This is a genomic window from Chitiniphilus purpureus (assembly GCF_025642115.1).
In the GTDB taxonomy this organism is placed as follows: Bacteria; Pseudomonadota; Gammaproteobacteria; order Burkholderiales; family Chitinibacteraceae; genus Chitiniphilus; species Chitiniphilus purpureus.
Map to the genome: position 1 here is coordinate 407,934 of NZ_CP106753.1, position 19,889 is coordinate 427,822.

The 19,889-nt window shown below is 63.4% G+C and carries 21 protein-coding genes; 18 read left to right on the forward strand and 3 right to left on the reverse strand.

Annotated elements, in window-relative coordinates; all coding sequences use genetic code 11:
- Positions 1 to 226 precede the first annotated feature (226 nt).
- Entirely contained in the window at positions 227 to 1,846 is a 1,620-nt protein-coding gene (locus tag N8I74_RS01760; protein ID WP_263125202.1) for a methyl-accepting chemotaxis protein, read from the forward strand.
- A 674-nt stretch (positions 1,847 to 2,520) separates the two neighbouring features.
- Here the strand turns inward: N8I74_RS01760 and N8I74_RS01765 are convergent.
- Complete coding sequence (locus N8I74_RS01765) at positions 2,521 to 3,786, reverse strand: AmpG family muropeptide MFS transporter (protein WP_263125203.1); 1,266 nt, start codon at positions 3,784 to 3,786, stop codon at positions 2,521 to 2,523.
- Positions 3,787 to 4,017: 231 nt separating this feature from the next.
- Between N8I74_RS01765 and N8I74_RS01770 the strand changes: the two genes are divergently transcribed.
- Positions 4,018 to 4,353, forward strand: coding sequence for a hypothetical protein (locus tag N8I74_RS01770; RefSeq protein ID WP_263125204.1), 336 nt, complete (start codon positions 4,018 to 4,020; stop codon positions 4,351 to 4,353).
- Here N8I74_RS01770 and N8I74_RS01775 read toward each other — a convergent pair whose 3' ends face one another.
- Both N8I74_RS01775 and N8I74_RS01780 read right to left on the reverse strand, forming a co-directional pair.
- Positions 4,354 to 4,899: a hypothetical protein gene (locus N8I74_RS01775; protein ID WP_263125205.1), complete on the reverse strand. Its 546-nt coding sequence runs from the start codon at positions 4,897 to 4,899 to the stop codon at positions 4,354 to 4,356. It abuts the gene before it with no gap.
- 270 nt (positions 4,900 to 5,169) lie between these two features.
- Positions 5,170 to 5,943, reverse strand: a complete 774-nt coding sequence (locus tag N8I74_RS01780) for an exodeoxyribonuclease III (protein ID WP_263125206.1) — start codon at positions 5,941 to 5,943, stop codon at positions 5,170 to 5,172.
- Positions 5,944 to 6,094: 151 nt separating this feature from the next.
- On the opposite strand from N8I74_RS01780, the gene pyrE reads away from it, so the two are divergent.
- The 16 genes from pyrE (at position 6,095) to N8I74_RS01860 (ending at position 19,882) form a co-directional block, all read left to right on the forward strand.
- On the forward strand, positions 6,095 to 6,742 hold the full coding sequence (gene pyrE / locus N8I74_RS01785; RefSeq protein WP_263125207.1) for an orotate phosphoribosyltransferase: 648 nt from the start codon (positions 6,095 to 6,097) through the stop codon (positions 6,740 to 6,742).
- A 41-nt stretch (positions 6,743 to 6,783) separates the two neighbouring features.
- Positions 6,784 to 7,374, forward strand: a complete 591-nt coding sequence (locus tag N8I74_RS01790) for a DUF4124 domain-containing protein (protein WP_263125208.1) — start codon at positions 6,784 to 6,786, stop codon at positions 7,372 to 7,374.
- Between the two features lie 316 nt (positions 7,375 to 7,690).
- Entirely contained in the window at positions 7,691 to 8,512 is an 822-nt protein-coding gene (gene ppgK / locus N8I74_RS01795) for a polyphosphate--glucose phosphotransferase (RefSeq protein WP_263125209.1), read from the forward strand.
- Between the two features lie 94 nt (positions 8,513 to 8,606).
- A complete protein-coding gene (gene mnmG / locus N8I74_RS01800; protein WP_263125210.1) occupies positions 8,607 to 10,520 on the forward strand; it encodes a tRNA uridine-5-carboxymethylaminomethyl(34) synthesis enzyme MnmG in 1,914 nt (637 codons plus the stop codon).
- On the forward strand, positions 10,520 to 11,176 hold the full coding sequence (gene rsmG, locus N8I74_RS01805) for a 16S rRNA (guanine(527)-N(7))-methyltransferase RsmG (protein ID WP_263125211.1): 657 nt from the start codon (positions 10,520 to 10,522) through the stop codon (positions 11,174 to 11,176). The genes mnmG and rsmG overlap by 1 nt, the downstream gene beginning before the upstream one ends.
- Positions 11,173 to 11,958, forward strand: a complete 786-nt coding sequence (locus N8I74_RS01810; protein ID WP_263125212.1) for a ParA family protein — start codon at positions 11,173 to 11,175, stop codon at positions 11,956 to 11,958. Before rsmG ends, N8I74_RS01810 begins: the two co-directional genes overlap by 4 nt.
- A gap of 3 nt (positions 11,959 to 11,961) precedes the next feature.
- A complete protein-coding gene (locus N8I74_RS01815) occupies positions 11,962 to 12,810 on the forward strand; it encodes a ParB/RepB/Spo0J family partition protein (RefSeq protein WP_263125213.1) in 849 nt (282 codons plus the stop codon).
- Positions 12,811 to 12,947: 137 nt separating this feature from the next.
- Positions 12,948 to 13,313, forward strand: a complete 366-nt coding sequence (locus tag N8I74_RS01820; RefSeq protein WP_263125214.1) for an ATP synthase subunit I — start codon at positions 12,948 to 12,950, stop codon at positions 13,311 to 13,313.
- Between the two features lie 4 nt (positions 13,314 to 13,317).
- Positions 13,318 to 14,136, forward strand: a complete 819-nt coding sequence (atpB, locus tag N8I74_RS01825; protein WP_263125215.1) for a F0F1 ATP synthase subunit A — start codon at positions 13,318 to 13,320, stop codon at positions 14,134 to 14,136.
- A gap of 97 nt (positions 14,137 to 14,233) precedes the next feature.
- The gene (gene atpE / locus N8I74_RS01830; RefSeq protein WP_408611852.1) at positions 14,234 to 14,506 is read left to right on the forward strand and encodes a F0F1 ATP synthase subunit C; all 273 of its coding nucleotides are present in this window, start codon (positions 14,234 to 14,236) and stop codon (positions 14,504 to 14,506) included.
- Between the two features lie 44 nt (positions 14,507 to 14,550).
- A complete protein-coding gene (locus tag N8I74_RS01835) occupies positions 14,551 to 15,021 on the forward strand; it encodes a F0F1 ATP synthase subunit B (RefSeq protein WP_263125216.1) in 471 nt (156 codons plus the stop codon).
- A gap of 8 nt (positions 15,022 to 15,029) precedes the next feature.
- Positions 15,030 to 15,566: a F0F1 ATP synthase subunit delta gene (locus N8I74_RS01840; protein ID WP_263125217.1), complete on the forward strand. Its 537-nt coding sequence runs from the start codon at positions 15,030 to 15,032 to the stop codon at positions 15,564 to 15,566.
- Between the two features lie 11 nt (positions 15,567 to 15,577).
- A complete protein-coding gene (atpA, locus tag N8I74_RS01845) occupies positions 15,578 to 17,119 on the forward strand; it encodes a F0F1 ATP synthase subunit alpha (RefSeq protein WP_263125218.1) in 1,542 nt (513 codons plus the stop codon).
- 33 nt (positions 17,120 to 17,152) lie between these two features.
- A complete protein-coding gene (gene atpG, locus N8I74_RS01850) occupies positions 17,153 to 18,022 on the forward strand; it encodes a F0F1 ATP synthase subunit gamma (RefSeq protein ID WP_263125219.1) in 870 nt (289 codons plus the stop codon).
- Between the two features lie 40 nt (positions 18,023 to 18,062).
- The gene (gene atpD, locus N8I74_RS01855) at positions 18,063 to 19,442 is read left to right on the forward strand and encodes a F0F1 ATP synthase subunit beta (protein ID WP_263125220.1); all 1,380 of its coding nucleotides are present in this window, start codon (positions 18,063 to 18,065) and stop codon (positions 19,440 to 19,442) included.
- An 11-nt stretch (positions 19,443 to 19,453) separates the two neighbouring features.
- Positions 19,454 to 19,882, forward strand: coding sequence for a F0F1 ATP synthase subunit epsilon (locus N8I74_RS01860; protein ID WP_263125221.1), 429 nt, complete (start codon positions 19,454 to 19,456; stop codon positions 19,880 to 19,882).
- Positions 19,883 to 19,889 lie beyond the last annotated feature (7 nt).

Consider the following 19,889-nt stretch of genomic DNA (forward strand, 5'->3'; position numbering starts at 1 on the left):
AAACACCGTGCTCCATACCTTACAACTTCGCATCAACATGACTCCATTGCCTGGGTTTTTCTGATGGCGGCGATGGGCACCGCCCAATGGCAAGTCGGCTGGGTTTTGTTTGTAAGGTATTACCTTACTATGATGCGAATTGTTACAATCAATTAGCGATCTCCGGTTGTCTGCGCCATGATTTGTGAAGGGCGCCGCACCGGTCGCCGTTTGCGGAGCAAGTCAAATGCGCGATCTTCGGGTACAACACAAGTTGGCCATCGGGTTTACCGGCCTTACTCTCGTCATGACGATGTTGACCATATTTCTGCTGCTCCAGATGGGCATCCAGCATCGGAACATGCAGAAAATCGTTTCGTATGACGTACGCAAAATGGAGTTGAGCGGCGACATTCAGTTCGCTGCCACCGAGAACACCACCAACCTGCTCGATTTGCTCAATCGCCCTGAAGAACAAGAGGCTTTGCGCGCCAGCATTGCCGCCAACCGCGCGGCCGTATCGGAAAAGCTCAAATCGCTGGAAAGCTTGGTATATACAGCCCAAGGCAAGCAGTTGCTGGCAGATATCCACCGCACACGGGGCGAATACATTGCGGCGTATGACAAGGCGATTGCCTTGCACAATGTCGGCGATATGGACGGGGCAGAGCGCGAGGTGCAAACCCGTGTACTTCCACTGCGCCGTGCATATACGGAAGCCATCGAAGTGATCAAACGGCAGCAGCGCGACCTGATTGCCGCTGGCACCAAAGAAGCCCAGCAAGCTTATGACACCAGCCGCACCACGGGATGGTCATTACTTGCAATAGCCATTGTTCTGGCCGTCTTCCTGACGGTTTACATCACGCGCCTGATCGTGCGCCCGCTCTCCACCTTGCAAGCCAGCATCGAGCATGTGCGGCACACGCACGATCTCACCGGGCGGGCAGGCGTGCAGGGCCGCGATGAGGTGGCCACCACAGCCCAGGCATTCGACGCGCTGCTTGTCACATGGCAAGGCACTTTGCGTGACGTGGCACAGCGCACGGCGGGCGTTGAGCAGCTCGGCCGCAATCTCGAGTCGATTGCAAGCCAGGTCGCCGGTGCGGTTGAGCAGCAGAACGGCGCCACAGCTTCGGCTGCGGCGGCCGTCGAGGAAAGCACTGTCAGCATCAGCCATGTGGCCGACCGCACCCGCGACGGCGAAACGCTGGCGACCGATTCGACCCGCCTTGCGCGACACGGTGCGGAGCAAGTGCAAAGCGTGGTGGACAAGATCATCGCGATTTCCGGCTCGGTGGCACACGCCTCCACCACGATTGAATCGGTGGATCAGCAGGTGCAGGCCATTTCCAGCATCGTGACGCTCATCAAGGAGGTAGCCGACCAGACCAACCTGCTGGCGCTGAATGCGGCCATTGAAGCCGCTCGCGCCGGCGAGGCCGGCCGGGGCTTCGCGGTCGTTGCCGACGAAGTGCGCAAGCTTGCCGAGCGCACCACGAATGCCACGCGGGAAATCGGAGAAAAGATCAATGCCGTGACTGGCGGCGCGCGCGATGCGGTGGCCGGCATGGGCAATGTGGTGACCCTGGTGGACAGCGGTGTCGAGCAGGCGCGTGGCGTACACGAGCGCATCGAGGCGATCCGCGAGAGCGTGCAGCAAATGAGCTCCCTGGTCGGGGACATCAATATGTCCATGAAGGAACAGAGCACCGCCAGCAACGAGATCGCGCAAAACGTCGAGCAGGTGGCCCGTATGACCGAGCAGAACGCCTCGGCCTCCACCTCCGCCGCCGACGCGGCCCGCCGGCTGGTGAAGCTTGCAGATGAGTTGCGGGAATCGGTGGGCAGATTCCGGTTTGCATGATCCATTGCAAAAGGGCCAGGGTCGTTCCGTACCCCAGCTTTCCATTGCGCCATGAAACCGATTGGCTCCTGCGTTATCCGGGAACATCAGAAAAGGTGGATGGATGACGATGAAGATACGGTGATGAAGCCGGCGGCACTGGGAATGTCTTGTTCCAACAACATGCCTGCTCAAGAATAAGTATTCTTCCAACTTTGACCTTGGACTCAGGCTGGGCCAGAAACAATTCGGACGGAAAAGAAGTCGACTGGGGAAACACGCCGGATCAACCAATGAAACAGAAAAGAAAGTAGCCGATATCATCGGATAATCCGGGCAAACATTGCTCGAAGTTTTGTGCAGATTGATGATAAAGGCAAAAATGCGACCACTGGTTCAATGAAAGACCAGGGCGTGCTGAGAATAGCCCGGATTTTTTAGGCCGAAGCAATGCTGGGCGCCTTGAAAGCCCGTTCGAAACCAACGCCGGGTTAATGGGAAGTTAGATTGGAGCGGCCAACAAAACCGGGTGTTGCGTTCCCGGCAGGCAGCGCGAAATGTCCTGAAGGCGGTGAACCGGGCTTGCTTTGGTCGGCGACAGTAGCGGTGGCGCGGCAGGTGGGCGCGATGCGGTCAAGGCGGGTTGTATCGGTGGCGCCCGGCTACGCCGCAGGCGCCGCCTTGATGTGGTGCGCCTACTCTTGCGCTGTTGCCGCCTGCGGATCGTGATCCAGCGCCCTGATCCTGGCCCGCATGCTCCAGACCAGCAGCACGCCCGGCAAGGCCGCCAGCACGCTGATCACAAAGAAATCCGCCCAGCCGAAGGCTGCCACGATATAGCCCGAAGCAGGGCCCACGTAGACGCGGCCGAAGGCGGCCAGCGCCGACAGCAGCGCATACTGCGTTGCGGTGAAGCGCACGTTGCACAGCGCCATCAACAGGGCCACTGCCGCGGTGGTGCCCATGCCGCCGGCCAGGTTCTCCAGACCGATCGCCAGGAACAGCAGTTCGTTGCCGGGCGAGGTCGTGGTGGCGATCAGCCAATAGCCCAGGTTGGTGAACGCCTGGGCGGTGCCGAACCACAGCAGCGAGCGATACAGCCCCAGCTTCACCATCAGCGCTGCACCGGCGAAGCCGCCGACGATGGTGGCGATCAGGCCGAACACCTTGTTGGCCTGGCCGATCAGGCTCTTGCTGTAGCCCATGTCCAGCAGGAACTTGGTGGAAAGGCTGCCGGCAAAGGCATCGCCCAGCTTGTAGGCGATCACCAGTGCCAGCAACAGCAGCGCACCCTTGCGCGAAAAGAACTCGCGCAGCGGCGCCACCACCGCCTCGCTCAGGGTCAGCGGCGGCCGCGCCGCCAGCGTGGGCTCGGGCGCGAGGAAGCTCACCAGCACCATGCCGCCCATCAGTGCCGCCATCACCCAGTAGGTGTGCTGCCAGCTGAGGATGCCATCCGCCAGGATCAGCGCCAGCGCGCCGGAAGTGAGCATGGCCATGCGGTAGCCGAACACCCCCACCGCTGCCGCGGCGCCGCGCTCCTCGTGGTGGACCAGCTCGGTGCGATAGGCGTCGATCACCACATCCTGCGTGGCGGAGAAGAACGCAATCATCACCGCCAGCACCGCAAAGGTCGCCAGATGCTGTTGCGGATCGAGCCCGCCCATGCCGGCGATCGCCAGCGCCAGCGCCAGCTGCGCCAACACCATCCAACCGCGTCGCCGCCCCAGCAACGGTGGCACGAAGCGATCGATCAGCGGTGCCCATAGGAATTTCCAGGTGTAGGGCTGTCCCACCAGCGTGAACCAGCCGATGGTCTTCACATCGAGCCCGGCGTCAGACAACCACGCCTGCAACGTCGAGCCGGTCAGCGCCAGCGGCAGCCCCGAGGCAAAGCCTAGGAACATCGCCGCGGCGATGCGGCGGTTGGTGAAGACGGCGGTGTAGGTGGCGAGCGACATGGGCAGGGCTGCTAGCGGGACAAGCGCGCAGTATCGCATGGCGTATCCCCGTGTTCCGGTGGGGACCTGCGATTGTGGCGAGTGCATTGCAGGCAGTGGTGACGATGTATGGTGAAGCGTCTTCTTCCCAGATCATCCCTTGCCCGCTGCCCCTTATCTGCTCGCCATCGACCAGGGCACCGCCAGCACGCGCTGCAGTGTATTCGATTGCCGGCGGCCTGCCGGTGGCGCATGCCCAGTGCGAGGTCACCCAGCGTTTCCGCCAGCCGGGCTGTGGAGCACGATGCACACGAGATCTTCAGCAGCGCGCTGGTGACGATGACCGAGGCAGTGAACCGGGCCGGCATCGACGCCGTCGACATCGCCAAGCAGCGTGAGACGACGGCGCTGGGCGCGACCTATCCGGCTGGGCTGGCGGCGAGTGTGTGGGATGATGCGGCGGCGCTGGTCGGCCAATGGCAGGAGGAACAGCGTTTCACGCCGCAGATGGCGCCGGAACGACGCGAGGCGCTGTATGGCGGCTGGCAGCGTGCGGTGCAGGCGACATTGGGGTTCAGGCCCGCGTAGCTACTGCTCGTCTTCGGGACGCAGCGGGGTGTACCGCCATGGCAGCTCGGCGAGCAATTCCCGGGCAGCGAAGTCCAGTGTCTCGCGATAGTGATGCTGGTGTGGGAGCGGAATGACCGGTTCCCCTTCAAGAAAGCCCAGCTGATTCAGGGTTGCGGCGAAGCCTTGCAGCGGGCCGTAGGCAAACAGTAGGTTGTGCCGATCAAGCACCAGGGTCGCGTTGTCTTCAGGGGAATGCACCCACAGATCGCATCGCGCATCGCCCGTGAGCAATGCTTGATATTTGCGCAGCAGCGTTGCAACCGTTGTCGTGTCCATTTCCGGGCTCTGGTATCGCCCGGGCGCACCTTCACCGCGGGGTGTATGCAACACGTAGAGGAGGTAGAGCGGCGCTGTGAGCTGCTTGGACAGTGTTTCAAAGACTTCCAATGAGTTGGCGGGCAAGCCCGCAATCAACTGGTCCGACTGTATGTAGTACGTCGGCAGAAAGCTGTGGCGTTGCCACTCGCCATCGACGTGATGCGAGAGTTTGCTCTGTGTGTTCATACAGCGCATACCTTGCGTACCCGCCGGAAGGCGAATGCCAGGTAAGCGAGAGCCATCAGTGCTTTGGCGGCTGCTTGCAGCTGTCGCACTGGCTGGAGCCGAACCAGATAGCAGCCAAGCCAGATGGGGCAGGTGCAGGGCGTGCCACGTTCCGGCTTGCAGCTGCAACGGCTTCCCAATCCCTGGCAGTGGGTCGGATGTAAACCACGCCGGGCAATGCTGAAGAGGGCACGTCGGCGAGGGGATGGGCCCGACGCCGCTATGCCGGCTTCACAGCGGATAGTCATAATCCACGACCAGCGGCGCGTGGTCGGAGAATTTCACGTCCTTGTAGACACTGGCCTGCCGGGCCGTGGCGGCGAGGGCGGCGGTGGCGATGTGATAGTCGATGCGCCAGCCCACATCCTTGGCGTAGGCCTGCCCACGGTTGCTCCACCAGGTGTAGCCGGGGGCGTCCGGATAGAGCGTGCGCCAGACGTCAACCAGCTTGAGTTCGCCGAACACCCGGCCGATCCACGCGCGTTCCTCGGGCAGGAAGCCTGAGTTCTTCAGGTTGCCCTTCCAGTTCTTCAGGTCGATCTCGTTGTGCGCGATGTTCCAGTCGCCCAGCAGCAGGATGTCACGTCCGCATTGCGCAAGCTGTGCCAGGTGGGGCCAGAATGCGGCCATGAAGGCGAATTTCACCTGCTGACGCTCCTCGCCGGAGGAGCCGGAAGGCAGGTAGACCGAGATCACCGACAGCTTGCCGAACTGCGCTTCGATATAACGGCCCTCGGCGTCGAATTCCGGCAGGCCCAGCCCTTCGATCAGCCGGTCCGGTTCACGCCGGCAGTACAGGCCCACGCCGCTGTAGCCTTTTTTCTGCGCGTAGTGGAAGTAACCGCGATAGCCGGCCGGTGCGCGCATCGCATCGGTCAGGTCACCAGCCTGGGCCTTGAGTTCCTGCAGCCCGATCACGTCGGCCCCCGATTGCGCGGCCCAGTCGAGAAAACCCTTGTTGCTGGCCGAGCGGATGCCGTTGAGGTTGGCCGAGACAATACGCACGTTGAGCTTCCTTGTTCCTGCTGCGGCAAAAGGGGCTTGCACCGCATGGTATGCTGATTTTCGTCACATCCGATCCCGATTTACGGCACCTGCGCTTCGCAACGCGGGCGGCCGAACGGGCCCACCGCGTGTATCCAGGAGCCAGAAATCCATGTCCGACTTCCGTCAGGAATTCATCGAATTCGCCGTGGCACAGAATGTGCTGGGATTCGGCGAGTTTATCACCAAAGCCGGGCGTACCTCGCCGTACTTCTTCAACGCCGGCCTGTTCAACGAAGGGGGCACGCTGTCCGAGCTGGCCCGTTTCTACGCACAGGCGGTGCTGGCGGCAGGCGTCAAGTTCGACGTGCTGTTCGGCCCCGCCTACAAGGGCATCGTGCTGGCCGCGGCGACTGCCATCAAGCTGGCCGAGGCTGGCCGGAACGTGTCCTTTGCCTATAACCGCAAGGAGGCCAAGGATCATGGCGAAGGCGGGGTGCTGGTGGGGGCGAAGCTTGCCGGGCAGGTGTTGATCATCGATGACGTGATTTCCGCGGGGACCAGCGTGCGGGAGTCGGTGGCGCTGATCCGGGCGCACGGCGCCGAGCCGGCCGGCGTGCTGATCGCACTGGATCGGATGGAGCGCGGCCAGGGCGCGTTGTCGGCCGTGCAGGAAGTGGAGCAGCAATTCGGCATCCCAGTGATCCCGATCGCCACACTGGATGATCTGTTGCGGTTTCTCGCAGCCCGTCCGGATATGACGGACAACTTGAAGAAAGCCGAGGCCTACCGGGCCGAATACGGCGTCAGGCGCGGTTGACGGCAAAGCCGCCTGCCCGCCTCTTGAAAGGATGCAATGGCATGCGGCGATTGACGATACTGGCAGGCGCGCTTGCACTGATGGTTTCAGTGGTGGCCGAAGGCAGGTTGTACCGCTGGACCGACGAGAACGGTCAGGTGCATTACGGCGACAAGCCGCCGTTGAGCCAGCCGAGGAAAGGCGTCTCCGAGCTGGGCAGCAGCGGGGCGGTGCGCAAGTCACCCGAGACGCTGACCGAGGAGGAGCGCCTGCTGCAGGAGGAAGAAGCCCGCCAGGCCAACGAGCAGAGACGGCGCGATCGCGCGCTGCTGCAGTCGTTCTCCCGGCCGGCGGAGGTGGATCTGCTGCGGGATCGACAGGTCGAGGCGATCCAGGCGGTGATCCAGACCAACAAGATCCGGCGCAAGAACGCACAGACCAAGCTGGAGCGCCTGATCAAGACCGGCGAATACTACACCCGCCAGAAGAAGCTGCTGCCCGCCGATCTGCAGACCGATATCGCGTTGGCACGCAAGGAAATCGACGATATCGACCGCGATACGCTGAAGCGGGAGGACGAAATCGCCGAGGTCAAAAAGCGCGCGCATCTGGACAAGCAACGCCTGATCGAGCTGCAGGGCGATCCGTATTGACCGATTGAACGCCTTGGCCGCGGTTTGCGGCCGGTCAATCGGACGTGCCGCGCCCGCACCGCGTGCTGCCACCCTCGCGGATCGTTTTCCGATTACGGATCAAGCACCTATCCGCCCTTTGCCGCGCGTACACCATTTCGTGCATGAATCCACATTGATCTGTGCGCTTCTCCTTGTCCCTGGGCCCGTGCGTAAAATGTGGCAGGCGCACTGGTCGCCGCCGGTTTGTCCGTATTCCGGCTAGGTAAATTTCCGTAGTTCTCCAATGCCGCGCCGGGGGCAAACTGCGCGCATCCAGCCCACAGGATCGGTTTATATGAAGGAAGCCAGCGGCAATACGATGGTCAAGGCGGTGCTCGGCATCGATATCGGCGGCACCGGCATCAAGGGAGCGCCGGTGAATGTGGCCACGGGCGAATTGCTGGCCGAGCGGGTGCGGTTGGATACGCCGCAGCCTGCGACGCCGGCGGCGGTGGGGGCTACCGTGCGCCAACTGGTCACATCGTTTGGCTGGCAAGGACCGGTCGGCTGTACCTTTCCGGCCATCGTGCACAACGGCGTGACGCTGTCGGCGGCCAATGTCGACAAAAGCTGGATCGAGGCGCCGGCGGAGCGCATCCTGGCCGAGGCGGTCGGTCTACCGCTTAAGCTTTTGAACGACGCGGACGCCGCCGGTCTAGCCGAGGTGATGTTCGGCGCAGCCAAGGGCCGCAACGGCAAGGTGCTGATGCTCACCCTCGGCACCGGCATCGGCAGCGCGCTGATCGTCGATGGCAACCTGATCAGCAATACCGAGTTCGGCCATCTGGTGTTTCCCAAGGACACCATTGCCGAAAAGTACTGCTCGGCCAAAGTCAAGGATGACCTGGGGCTCAAGTACAAGCAGTACGCCGAGCGCCTGAACGGCTATCTGAAACACCTGCAGCTGCTGCTGTCGCCCGATCTGGTGATCATCGGTGGCGGCATTTCCAAGAAGCACGAGAAATTCATCCCCGAGCTTGTCGGCCTGCGCTTTCCAGTGGTGCCGGCCGCGCTGAAGAACGATGCCGGCATCGTCGGCGCCGCAATCGAGGCGGCCAAGCTCTATGGCGGCGTGATGGTGCCTTACGTGGCGCCGCTCCCGCCAAGCCAGGACTGATCGCGGCAGGAGCACCGCCGCCGGCGCCCTGTTCTTGGTGCAAGTATCTGTTTTGCCGTAGAATATCGCCCCTTTGATCCTTCGGGCGCACGCCATGCTCCATCCCATCCGTTACGACGTCATCGTGGTCGGCGGCGGCCACGCCGGCACCGAGGCCGCACTGGCCAGCGCCCGGATGGGGCGCAGGACGCTGCTGCTGACGCATAACATCGAAACCCTGGGGCAGATGAGCTGCAACCCGTCGATCGGCGGGATCGGCAAGGGGCATCTGGTGAAGGAGGTCGATGCGCTGGGCGGTGCCATGGCGCTGGCCACCGACATGGGCGGCATCCAGTTCAAGACACTCAATGCCAGCAAGGGCCCGGCGGTACGCGCCACCCGCGCCCAGGCGGACCGCATCCGCTACAAGGCCGCCATCCGGGGCATGCTGGAGAACCAGCCCAACCTTGACCTGTTCCAGCAGGAAGTGGCCGACCTGATCGTCGACGGCGACCGTGTGGTCGGCGCCATCACCGCCATCGGCGTGCGTTTCGAAGCCAGCGCCGTGGTGCTGACCGCCGGCACCTTCCTGGGCGGCAAGATCCATGTCGGCCTGGAAAACCAGATCGGCGGCCGTGCCGGCGATCCGGCATCGCTCTCGTTGTCGGCCCGGCTGCGCGAGCTGCAGCTGCCGGTGGGCCGGCTCAAGACCGGCACGCCGCCGCGCATCGACGGGCGCACCATCAATTTCGATGTGCTGGAAGTGCAGCCGGGCGACGTGCCCGAACCGGTGTTCTCGGTACGCGGCAACCGCGCCATGCACCCACAGCAGCTGCCGTGCTGGATCGCGCACACCAATGCGCGCACCCACGAGATCATCCGCTCCGGCTTCGACCGCAGCCCCATGTTCACCGGCAAGATCGAAGGCGTGGGCCCGCGCTACTGCCCCAGTATCGAAGACAAGGTGAACCGCTTCGCCGACAAGGACAGCCATCAGATCTTCCTGGAGCCCGAAGGCCTCGACACACACGAGTTCTATCCGAACGGCATCTCCACCAGCCTGCCGTTCGACATCCAGATCGCCGCGGTGCAGTCGATCCACGGCCTGGAAAACGCCCGCATCCTCCGTCCCGGCTATGCGATCGAGTACGACTATTTCGACCCGCGTAGCCTCAAGGCCAGCTTCGAGACCAAGGCGATCCGCGGCCTCTTCTTCGCCGGCCAGATCAACGGCACCACCGGTTACGAGGAGGCGGCGGCGCAGGGCCTGTTTGCCGGGATCAATGCCGCGCTGTTCGCCCGTGATGCGGCGCCCTGGACGCCCCGCCGCGACGAGGCTTACCTCGGCGTGCTGGTCGACGACCTGATCACCCGCGGCGTGACCGAGCCGTACCGCATGTTCACCAGCCGTGCCGAGTTCCGGCTGCAACTGCGCGAGGACAACGCCGACCTGCGGCTGACCGAGATCGGCCGCCAGCTGGGCGTGGTCGGCGACGCGCAATGGGAGCTGTTCTGCCGCAAGCGCGACGCGGTCGAGGCGGAGCTCGCGCGGCTGAAGTCGACCTGGGTCAATGGCCGCGTGGTGGCCGCGCATGAGGCCGAGCGGGTGTTCGGCAAGCCGCTGGAGCGCGAGTATTCGCTGGCCGAGCTGCTGCGCCGGCCCGAGGTGAGCTACGAGACGCTGCTGACGCTGGCTGCGGCCCAGCCCAGGGATGGCAAGGTATCGGTGACCGATCCGCTGGTGGCCGAACAGGTCGAGATCCAGGTGAAGTACCACGGCTACATCGAGCGCCAGCAGGCTGAGGTGGCGCGCCGCGAAACACTGGAGGACGCGCGCCTGCCGGCCGATTTCGACTATGGCCAGGTGGTCGGGCTCTCGAAGGAAGTGCAGCAGAAGCTCGCGCGCCACCAGCCGGAGACGCTGGGCCAGGCCAGCCGCATTTCGGGGATCACGCCGGCGGCGATCGCGCTCCTGGTGGTGCATCTGAAGAAGAAGCAGCTTGCCGCCGGTCAGGACAGGGTGGCCTGATGACGGTGGTGAACGGAGACGCGCTGGCGCCGCTGCTGGCACACGGCCTGGCTGCGCTCGACCTGCCGCTGTCCGGTGCACAGCAGCAGTCGCTGCTCGACTACGTGGCGTTGCTGGCCAAATGGAACAGGACCTACAGCCTGACCGCAATCCGCAAACCGGAGCGCATGGTGCCGCAGCATCTGCTCGATTCGCTGGCGCCGTTGCCGGTGTTCGACCGGCTGGGCGGCAGCCGCATCCTTGACGTCGGCTCGGGCTTTGGTACACCGGGCATTCCGCTTGCCATCGCCCGGCCGGACTGGCAGTTCACGCTGCTCGACGCCAACCAGAAGAAGACCACCTTCCTGCGCCAGGCGGTGCTCCACCTCAAGCTTGCCAATGTCAGCGTGGTGAACGGCCGGGTCGAGGCCGTCGCGCAGGACGGCGGGTTCGACCTCATCACCTCGCGCGCCTTCGCCGAGCTCGCCGATTTCGTCGGCTGGACCCGTCACCTGCTGGCACCCGGCGGTGGCTGGCTGGCGCTCAAGGGGGTCTGGCCGCACGACGAGATCGCCAAACTGCCGGTGGACATCGCGGTGAACAGCGTCGATCATCTGGCCGTGCCCGGCGTCGATGCCGAGCGGCACGTGGTCCATCTGACAGTGAAGCGCACATGAAGATACTGGCGATCGCCAACCAGAAAGGCGGCGTTGGCAAGACGACGACAGCGGTCAACCTGGCAGCGAGCCTGGCTCACCTCGAGCGCCGCGTCCTGCTGGTGGATCTCGATCCGCAGGCCAATGCCACCATGGGCAGCGGCATCGACAAGGCCAAGCTCGAACACACGGTCTACACCCTGCTGATCGGCGAATCGACGCTGGAGGAAACGCTGCAGCGTTCCGAGGCCGGTGGTTTCGATGTGCTGCCGGCCAACCGTGACCTTGCCGGCGCCGAGGTGGAGCTGGTGCAGGCACAGGCACGCGAATCGCGGCTGAAGGCAGCGCTTGCCGAAGTGGCGCCCCGCTACGATTTCGTCGTGCTCGACTGTCCGCCGGCACTCAACCTGCTGACGCTCAACGGCCTGGTCGCCGCCGACTCGGTGATGATCCCGATGCAGTGCGAGTACTACGCACTCGAAGGCCTCTCCGATCTGGTGAACACGCTGCGGCGGGTGAAGCAGGGCCTGAACAAGAAGATCGAAATCGAGGGGCTGCTGCGCACTATGTTCGATCCGCGCAGCACGCTGGCGCAGCAGGTGAGCGATCAGCTGGTCAAGCATTTCACGTCCAAGCTCTACCACACGGTCATCCCGCGCAATGTACGGCTTGCCGAGGCACCCTCGTATGGGCGGCCCATCCTGTCCTACGACAAGTCCTCCAAAGGGGCGCAGGCCTATCTGCAGCTCGCCGAGGAACTGTTGGCGCGGCATAATCCGGCCGAAGCAGTTCACCCGGTGTAATCCATGGTCGGTAAAAAATTCAAAGGCCTCGGCCGCGGTCTTGACGCGCTGATGGGCGATGCTGCGCCCGGCGATACCCTGCAGCAACTGCCGCTGGACCAGCTGCAGCCAGGCCGCTTCCAGCCGCGCATGCATATCGATCAGGCGGCGCTTGCCGAGCTGGCGGAGTCGATCAAGGCCCAGGGTCTGATGCAGCCGGTGCTGGCGCGCCCGATCGCCGGCGATCCGGAAGCCCGCTACGAGATCATTGCCGGCGAGCGCCGCTGGCGCGCCAGCCGCCTGGCCGGGCTGACCGAGATCCCTGTGCTGGTGCGCGAGGTGCCCGACGAGGCCGTCGCGGCGATGGCGCTGATCGAGAACATCCAGCGCGAGGATCTGAACCCGCTTGAAGAGGCGCAGGGCCTTGCACGGCTGATCGACGAATTCGGCATGACGCACGAGGCCGTGGCGCATGCGGTGGGCAAATCACGCGCGGCGGTCACCAACCTGCTGCGGCTGCTGAACCTGGCCGAGCCGGTACGCCAGATGCTGCTCGATGGCCAGCTCGACATGGGCCATGCCCGGGCGTTGCTGGGGCTGGAGCTGCTGGCGCAGCTCGAGGCGGCCAGGACGGTCGCGCTCAAGGGCCTGTCGGTGCGTGAGACCGAGGCGCTGGTCAAGAAGCTGCAGGCCGGGATGCCGACGGTTGCCAAGCAGCGGGTGGACCCGGACGTACGCCGGCTGGAGGAGGAGGTCTCGCAGCGCTGGGGCGCGCGGGTGCAGATCCGCCAGGGCAAGCGTGGATCAGGCCGGGTTACGATAGATTATGACAATCTTGATGATCTGGACAGATTGCTGGCGCTATTGAAGTAAGCCGCCCATCGGGCGCCAGCTACCGGTGTTCCCGGGGCGTCCGTATGCACGACGAGGGCATAGTTTTCGTCAATCAGTAAAATTGACGGGGCGCAAACCTGCTCCGTATAATCCCGGGGTTTTTCCTTAGGGAAGTCATGGTCAAGCGGCCGGAAATCCGACGCGTCATCCGTCTCAAACTGGTGCTGACCATCGCTGTTTCGGTGCTCGCGTACCTGTTATGGGGGGCATCGGCGGGATTTTCAAGCCTGTTGGGCGGAACGATCTCGCTGGCAGGGGCGCTGATCTACGCACGGATCGCCTATCGGGGTGGCTGGCAAGCGCCCACGGCGATGCTGTCGCGTCACTACGCTGCCGAAATGGCCAAATTTGGCTGGACCATAACCGGATTCGCGCTGGTGATCCTGTTGATCCCGGTGCACGGCCTGGGGTTGCTGTTGGGCTACATTGCCGCCACAGCGGCCTACTGGCTGGGCTTATTCGTAAAACTGGAAAAGAACTGAGCATATGGCTGCCGAGCAAAGCGCAACAGACTACATCGTCCACCATCTGACCCACTGGCGTGCCCACACCGATGGGTTCTGGTCGGGTTTCCACCTTGATACCTTCTGGGTCGCACTGGTCCTCGGTTTCGTGTTCGCCGGCGTGTTCGGCCTCGTGGCGCGCCGCGCCACCTCGGGCGTGCCCGGGCGGCTGCAGAATTTCGTCGAGCTGATCGTCGAGATGGTCGACAGCCAGATCAAGGATGCCTTCCACGGCAAGAGCAAGGTGATCGGCCCGCTGTCGCTGACCATCTTCGTCTGGGTGTTCCTGATGAACGCGATGGACTTCCTGCCGGTGGACTTGCTGCCGGTGCTCGCGCAATGGATCGGCTACACCTTCTTCGGCGCTGATCCCCATCATGTCTACCTGCGGGTGGTGCCGACCGCGGACGTCAACCAGACCTTCGCGCTGTCGTTGTCGGTGCTGATCGTCATCATCGGCTTCTCGATCAAGGCCAAGGGCTTCTTCGGCTGGATCAAGGAGCTGCTGACCGCGCCTTTCCATGCCTCGGGCCCGATCGGCACCATCCTGCTGGCGCCGGCCAACCTGACCCTGCAGATGGTCGAACTCTTCGCCAAGCCGATTTCGCTGTCGCTGCGGCTGTTCGGCAACATGTACGCCGGCGAGCTGATCTTCATCCTGATTGCACTCCTGCCCTGGTGGGTGAACTGGGTGCTGGGCGCGCCCTGGGCGATCTTCCACATCCTGGTGGTGACGCTGCAGGCCTTCGTGTTCATGGTGCTCACCATTGTGTATTTGTCGCTGGCCGTCGAAGACCACTGATCCGACAGCCGCCATCAGAATCGCGCTGGGTGGATCAGCTGCCCGGCTCGTGTTTCAACCCTTGTATCAATGACCTTTCCTATTAGGAGATATAGAAATGGCTGCACCTGAACTCATCGCCGGCGTCCAGAGCATGACCGTGATCGCGGTTGCGATCATCATCGGTCTTGCCGCCATCGGTACCGCGCTGGGCTTCGCCATTCTCGGCGGCAAGTTCCTCGAGTCCTCGGCACGTCAACCGGAAATGATCCCGGTCCTGCAAACCAAGCTGTTCATCATCGCGGGTCTTCTGGACGCCATTTCGATGATCGGCGTGGGTGTTGCCCTGCTGTTCACGTTCGCCAACCCGTTCCTCGCCGCGCTCGGCTAATCGGTCGGTTTAAGAGAAAACCCTTAAACCTGGAGGACTAGTTCGTGGAATTCAATTCATCCCTCATCGGGCAGGCGATCACGTTCGCCATCCTGGTGTGGTTTACCATGAAGTTTGTCTGGCCTCCGCTGACCCGGATGATGGACGAGCGCGCTGCGCGTATCGCTGATGGTCTGGCTGCCGCCGACCGTGCCAAGCAGGATCTGGCCAACGCCGAGCGTGCCTCGGTCGATCGGCTGCGCGAAGCCAAGCAACAGGCGGCCGAACTGATCGCCCAAGCCGAGAAGCGTGCGGCCCAGATCGTCGAAGAGGCCAAGGAACAGGCCAAGCTGGAAGGCGATCGCCTGATCAAGGGCGCGCAGGCCGAAGTGGACCAGCAGGTCCAGCAGGCCAAGGAGGCACTGCGTCAGCAGGTCGCCGGCCTTGCCATCGCCGGTGCGGAAAAGATCCTGAAGCAGGAAATCGACGCGGCCAAGCACGCCAATCTGTTGGCATCCATTCAAGCGGAACTGTAAAGACAGTCATGGCAGAACTCATCACCGTCGCAAGACCCTATGCCGAGGCTGTTTTCCGTCTGGCCAAGGAGACCGGCAGACTGGGGCAGTGGTCCCAGACCCTTGCCGCGCTCGCCACCGTGGCCCGGAATGAGACCGCCACCGCGGTCGTGGCCGATCCGAAGTATTCCACCACTCAGCTCCAGCAACTGCTGGTCGGCCTGTTGGGCGGCAATGTCGGCCCCGAGGTGGAAAACTTCATCGCCGTGGTGCTGGAAAACCGCCGTTTTACCGCATTGCCGGACGTCGCCGACCTGTTCGAGTCGCTCAAGGCGGCCGAGGAAGGCGAGGTGAAGGCCGAGATCGCTTCGGCGTTCCCGCTCAACGACGCCCAGATCGCCCAACTCAAGGCCCTGCTGGCCGACGAGCTCAAGCGCAAGGTGGAAACCGAGGTGACGGTCGATCCCGACCTGATCGGTGGCGTGACGGTGACGGTCGGTGACTTGGTGATCGACGCATCCGTGCGCGGCAAGCTGACAGCGCTGGCGACAAGCCTGAAGAGCTAGGAGATTTTTGAATGCAACTCAATCCGTCTGAAATCAGTGAACTGATTAAGGCTCGGATCCAGAACCTGTCGGAAAGCGCCGAAGTTCGTACCACCGGTACGGTCGTTTCGGTCACCGACGGCATCGTCCGCATCCACGGCTTGTCCGATGTGATGCAGGGCGAAATGCTGGAATTCCCGGGCAATACCTTTGGTCTTGCGCTCAACCTCGAGCGTGATTCCGTCGGCGCCGTGGTGCTGGGTGACTACACCCACATCAAGGAAGGCGACGAAGTGAAGTGCACCGGCCGCATCCTGGAAGTGCCGGTCGGCCGCGAACTGGTCGGCCGCGTGGTGAACTCGCTCGGCCAGCCCATCGACGGCAAGGGCCCGCTGGGCACCACACAGACCAGCCCGATCGAAAAGATCGCGCCGGGTGTGATCGCGCGTCAATCGGTTGACCAGCCGCTGCAGACCGGCCTCAAGGCCATCGACACCATGGTGCCGATCGGCCGCGGCCAGCGTGAGCTGATCATCGGCGACCGCCAGACCGGCAAGACCGCCGTCGCGCTCGACACCATCATCAACCAGAAGGGCACCGGCGTCATCTGCATCTATGTCGCCATTGGCCAGAAGGCATCGTCGATCGCCAACGTGGTGCGCAAGCTGGAAGAGCACGGCGCGATGGGCCACACCATCGTCGTGGCCGCCGCCGCTTCCGAATCGGCCGCGCTGCAATACATTGCCGCCTACTCGGGCTGCACGATGGGCGAATTCTTCCGCGACCGCGGCGAAGACGCGCTGATCGTGTACGACGATCTTTCGAAGCAGGCCGTGGCCTATCGTCAGATCTCGCTGCTGCTGCGTCGCCCGCCGGGCCGTGAAGCATTCCCGGGCGATGTGTTCTATCTGCACTCCCGCCTGCTCGAGCGCGCCGCGCGGATCAACGCCGACGAAGTCGAGAAGCTCACCAATGGCGAAGTGAAGGGCAAGACCGGCTCGCTGACCGCACTGCCCATCATCGAAACGCAGGCTGGCGACGTGTCCGCGTTCGTGCCGACCAACGTGATCTCGATCACCGATGGCCAGATCTTCCTGGAAACCGACCTGTTCAACGCCGGTATCCGCCCCGCGATGAACGCCGGTATCTCGGTGTCGCGTGTCGGTGGCGCCGCACAGACCAAAGCGATCAAGAAGCTGGGCGGCGGCGTGCGTCTGGCCCTTGCCCAGTACCGTGAACTGGCTGCGTTCGCGCAGTTCGCCTCGGATCTGGACGAAGCCACCCGCAAGCAGCTCGAGCGCGGCAAGATGGTGACCGAGCTGATGAAGCAGGCCCAGTACAGCCCGCTGAAGGTGGCCGACCTCGCCGTGACGCTGCTGCTGATCGCCAAGGGCACCTACGACAGCGTGAAGGTCGAGAAGGCACTGGCCTTCGAAGCGGCTTTCCTGGCCTATCTGAAGGCCAACCACGCTGATTTGCTGGCGCGTGTGGATGCGAAGGGCGAGCTGTCGGGCGACGACGAGGCGGCCATCCTCAAGGCGGTGGAAAGCTTCAAGTCCACCAACGCCTACTGATTCGAAACCGCTTAATCAAGAAGGAATCGAATCATGGCTGGCGGCAAGGAAATTCGCACCAAGATCAAGAGCGTCAAGAACACGCAGAAGATCACCAGCGCGATGGAAATGGTGGCCACCTCCAAGATGCGCAAGGCGCAGGAGCGCATGCGCTCGGCCCGCCCCTACGGCGAGAAGATCCGCAATGTGGCGGCGCACCTGTCCGCTGCGTTCGTGGACTACGCGCACCCGTTTCTGCAGAAGCGTGAAACCGTCAAGCGTGTCGGCCTCGTCGTCGTGACGTCGGACAAGGGCCTGTGTGGCGGCCTGAACACCAATGCCCTGCGTCTGGCGTTCAACCGGATGAAGGAATGGCATCAGGGTGGTCAGGAGATCGCCGTGACCGCGATCGGCAGCAAGGGTCTCGGTTTCATGAGCCGCAGCGGTGCCAAGGTGATCTCCTCGGCGGTCGGCCTTGGTGACACGCCGCACCTGGATCAGCTCGTCGGCCCGCTGAAGGTGATGATCGACGCGTATATCGCCGGTGAAGTCGACGAAGTGCACCTCGTCTACACCAAGTTCGTCAACACGATGAAGCAAGAGCCCGTGGCAGAGCAGTTGCTGCCGTTGTCCGGCGAGCCTTTCGGCCAGCCGGCGCATGGTTACAACTGGGAATACCTGTACGAGCCCGATGCCAAGACCGTGATCGACGAGCTGATGAGCCGCTACCTCGAGGCCCTGGTCTACCAGGCGGTGGCGGAGAACATGGCGAGCGAGCAGGCGGCGCGCATGGTGGCGATGAAGGCGGCAACCGACAACGCCGACAAGGTGATCGGCAATCTGCAGCTGCTGTACAACAAGACGCGTCAAGCGGCGATTACCAAGGAACTCTCGGAAATCGTCGCCGGCGCCGCAGCGGTCTGACGCAGGTCGCTCCCGAATTGAATGAATTAGGAACCCTAAGATGAGTCAAGGGAAAATCGTACAAATCATCGGCCCGGTGGTCGACGTGGAGTTTCCGCGCGACAGCCTGCCCAAGGTGTATGACGCGCTCAAGCTCGCCGACCAGGAACTGACGCTGGAAGTGCAGCAGCAGCTGGGCGACGGCGTGGTGCGTGCCATTGCCATGGGCTCGACCGACGGCCTCAAGCGTGGCCTTGCGGTCGGCAACACCGGCAACCCGATCTCGGTGCCGGTCGGCCCCAAGACGCTGGGCCGCATCATGGACGTGCTGGGCAATCCGGTGGACGAAGCTGGCCCGATCGGTGCCGAAGGCACCCGCGCCATCCACCAGGCCGCCCCGAAGTTCGACGAGCTCAACCAGACCGTCGACCTGCTGGAAACCGGCATCAAGGTGATCGACTTGGTCTGCCCGTTCGCCAAGGGCGGCAAGGTGGGTCTGTTCGGCGGCGCCGGTGTGGGCAAGACCGTCAACATGATGGAACTGATCAACAACATCGCCAAGGCGCACTCGGGTCTGTCCGTGTTCGCCGGCGTGGGCGAGCGTACCCGCGAGGGCAACGACTTCTACCACGAGATGAAGGACTCCAACGTCCTTGACAAGGTGGCGATGGTGTACGGCCAGATGAACGAGCCGCCGGGCAACCGGCTGCGCGTGGCGCTGACCGGCCTGACCATGGCCGAGTCGTTCCGCGACGAAGGCCGTGACGTGCTGTTCTTCGTCGACAACATCTACCGTTACACGCTGGCCGGTACCGAAGTGTCCGCGCTGCTGGGCCGGATGCCGTCCGCAGTGGGTTACCAGCCGACGCTGGCCGAGGAGATGGGCGTGCTGCAAGAGCGCATCACCTCGACCAAGACCGGCTCGATCACGTCGATCCAGGCCGTCTACGTGCCTGCGGATGACTTGACCGACCCGTCGCCGGCCACCACCTTCGCCCACTTGGACGCGACCGTGGTGTTGAGCCGGGACATCGCCGCGCTGGGTATCTACCCGGCCGTCGACCCGCTGTCCTCGACCAGCCGCCAGCTCGATCCGCAAGTGGTGGGCGACGAGCACTACTACGTGGCGCGTGGCGTGCAGCAGACGCTGCAGAAGTACAAGGAGCTGCAGGACATCATCGCGATCCTGGGCATGGATGAACTGTCCCCCGAGGACAAGCTCACCGTGTCCCGTGCACGCAAGATCCAGCGCTTCCTGTCGCAGCCGTTCCATGTGGCCGAAGTGTTCACCGGCTCGCCGGGCAAGTATGTGCCGCTCAAGGAAACCCTCAAGGGCTTCAAGGGCATTCTCAACGGCGATTACGATCACCTCCCCGAGCAGGCCTTCTATATGGTCGGCGGCATCGAGGAAGCGCTCGAAAAAGCCAAGACCTTGCAATAAGGGGATAGGCGATGGCCATGACCATGCATGTGGACGTGGTGAGCGCCGAGGAACTGATCTATTCCGGCACGGCCGAGTTCATCTCGGCCCCTGCCGAGAAGGGCGAGATCGGTATCCTGCCGCGCCATGCGCCGCTACTTTCCCGGATCCGTCCGGGTGCGCTGCGCATCAGGCCGGCCAACAGCAACGACCCGGATATCGTGCTCTACGTATCCGGCGGCTTGCTCGAGGTGCAACCGCACGTGGTGACCGTACTGGCCGACACGGCGATCCGTGGCGCTGACATCGACGAGGCCAAGGCACGCGATGCCAAGGCCAAGGCCGAAGAGGCACTGAAGAACAAGAATGGCGCGATGGATTTCGCCATGGCGCAGGCGGAGTTGCTCGAAGCGGTGGCCAAGCTCGCCGTCATCGAAAAGCTCAAGAAGCGCGGCCACTGATCCGCAA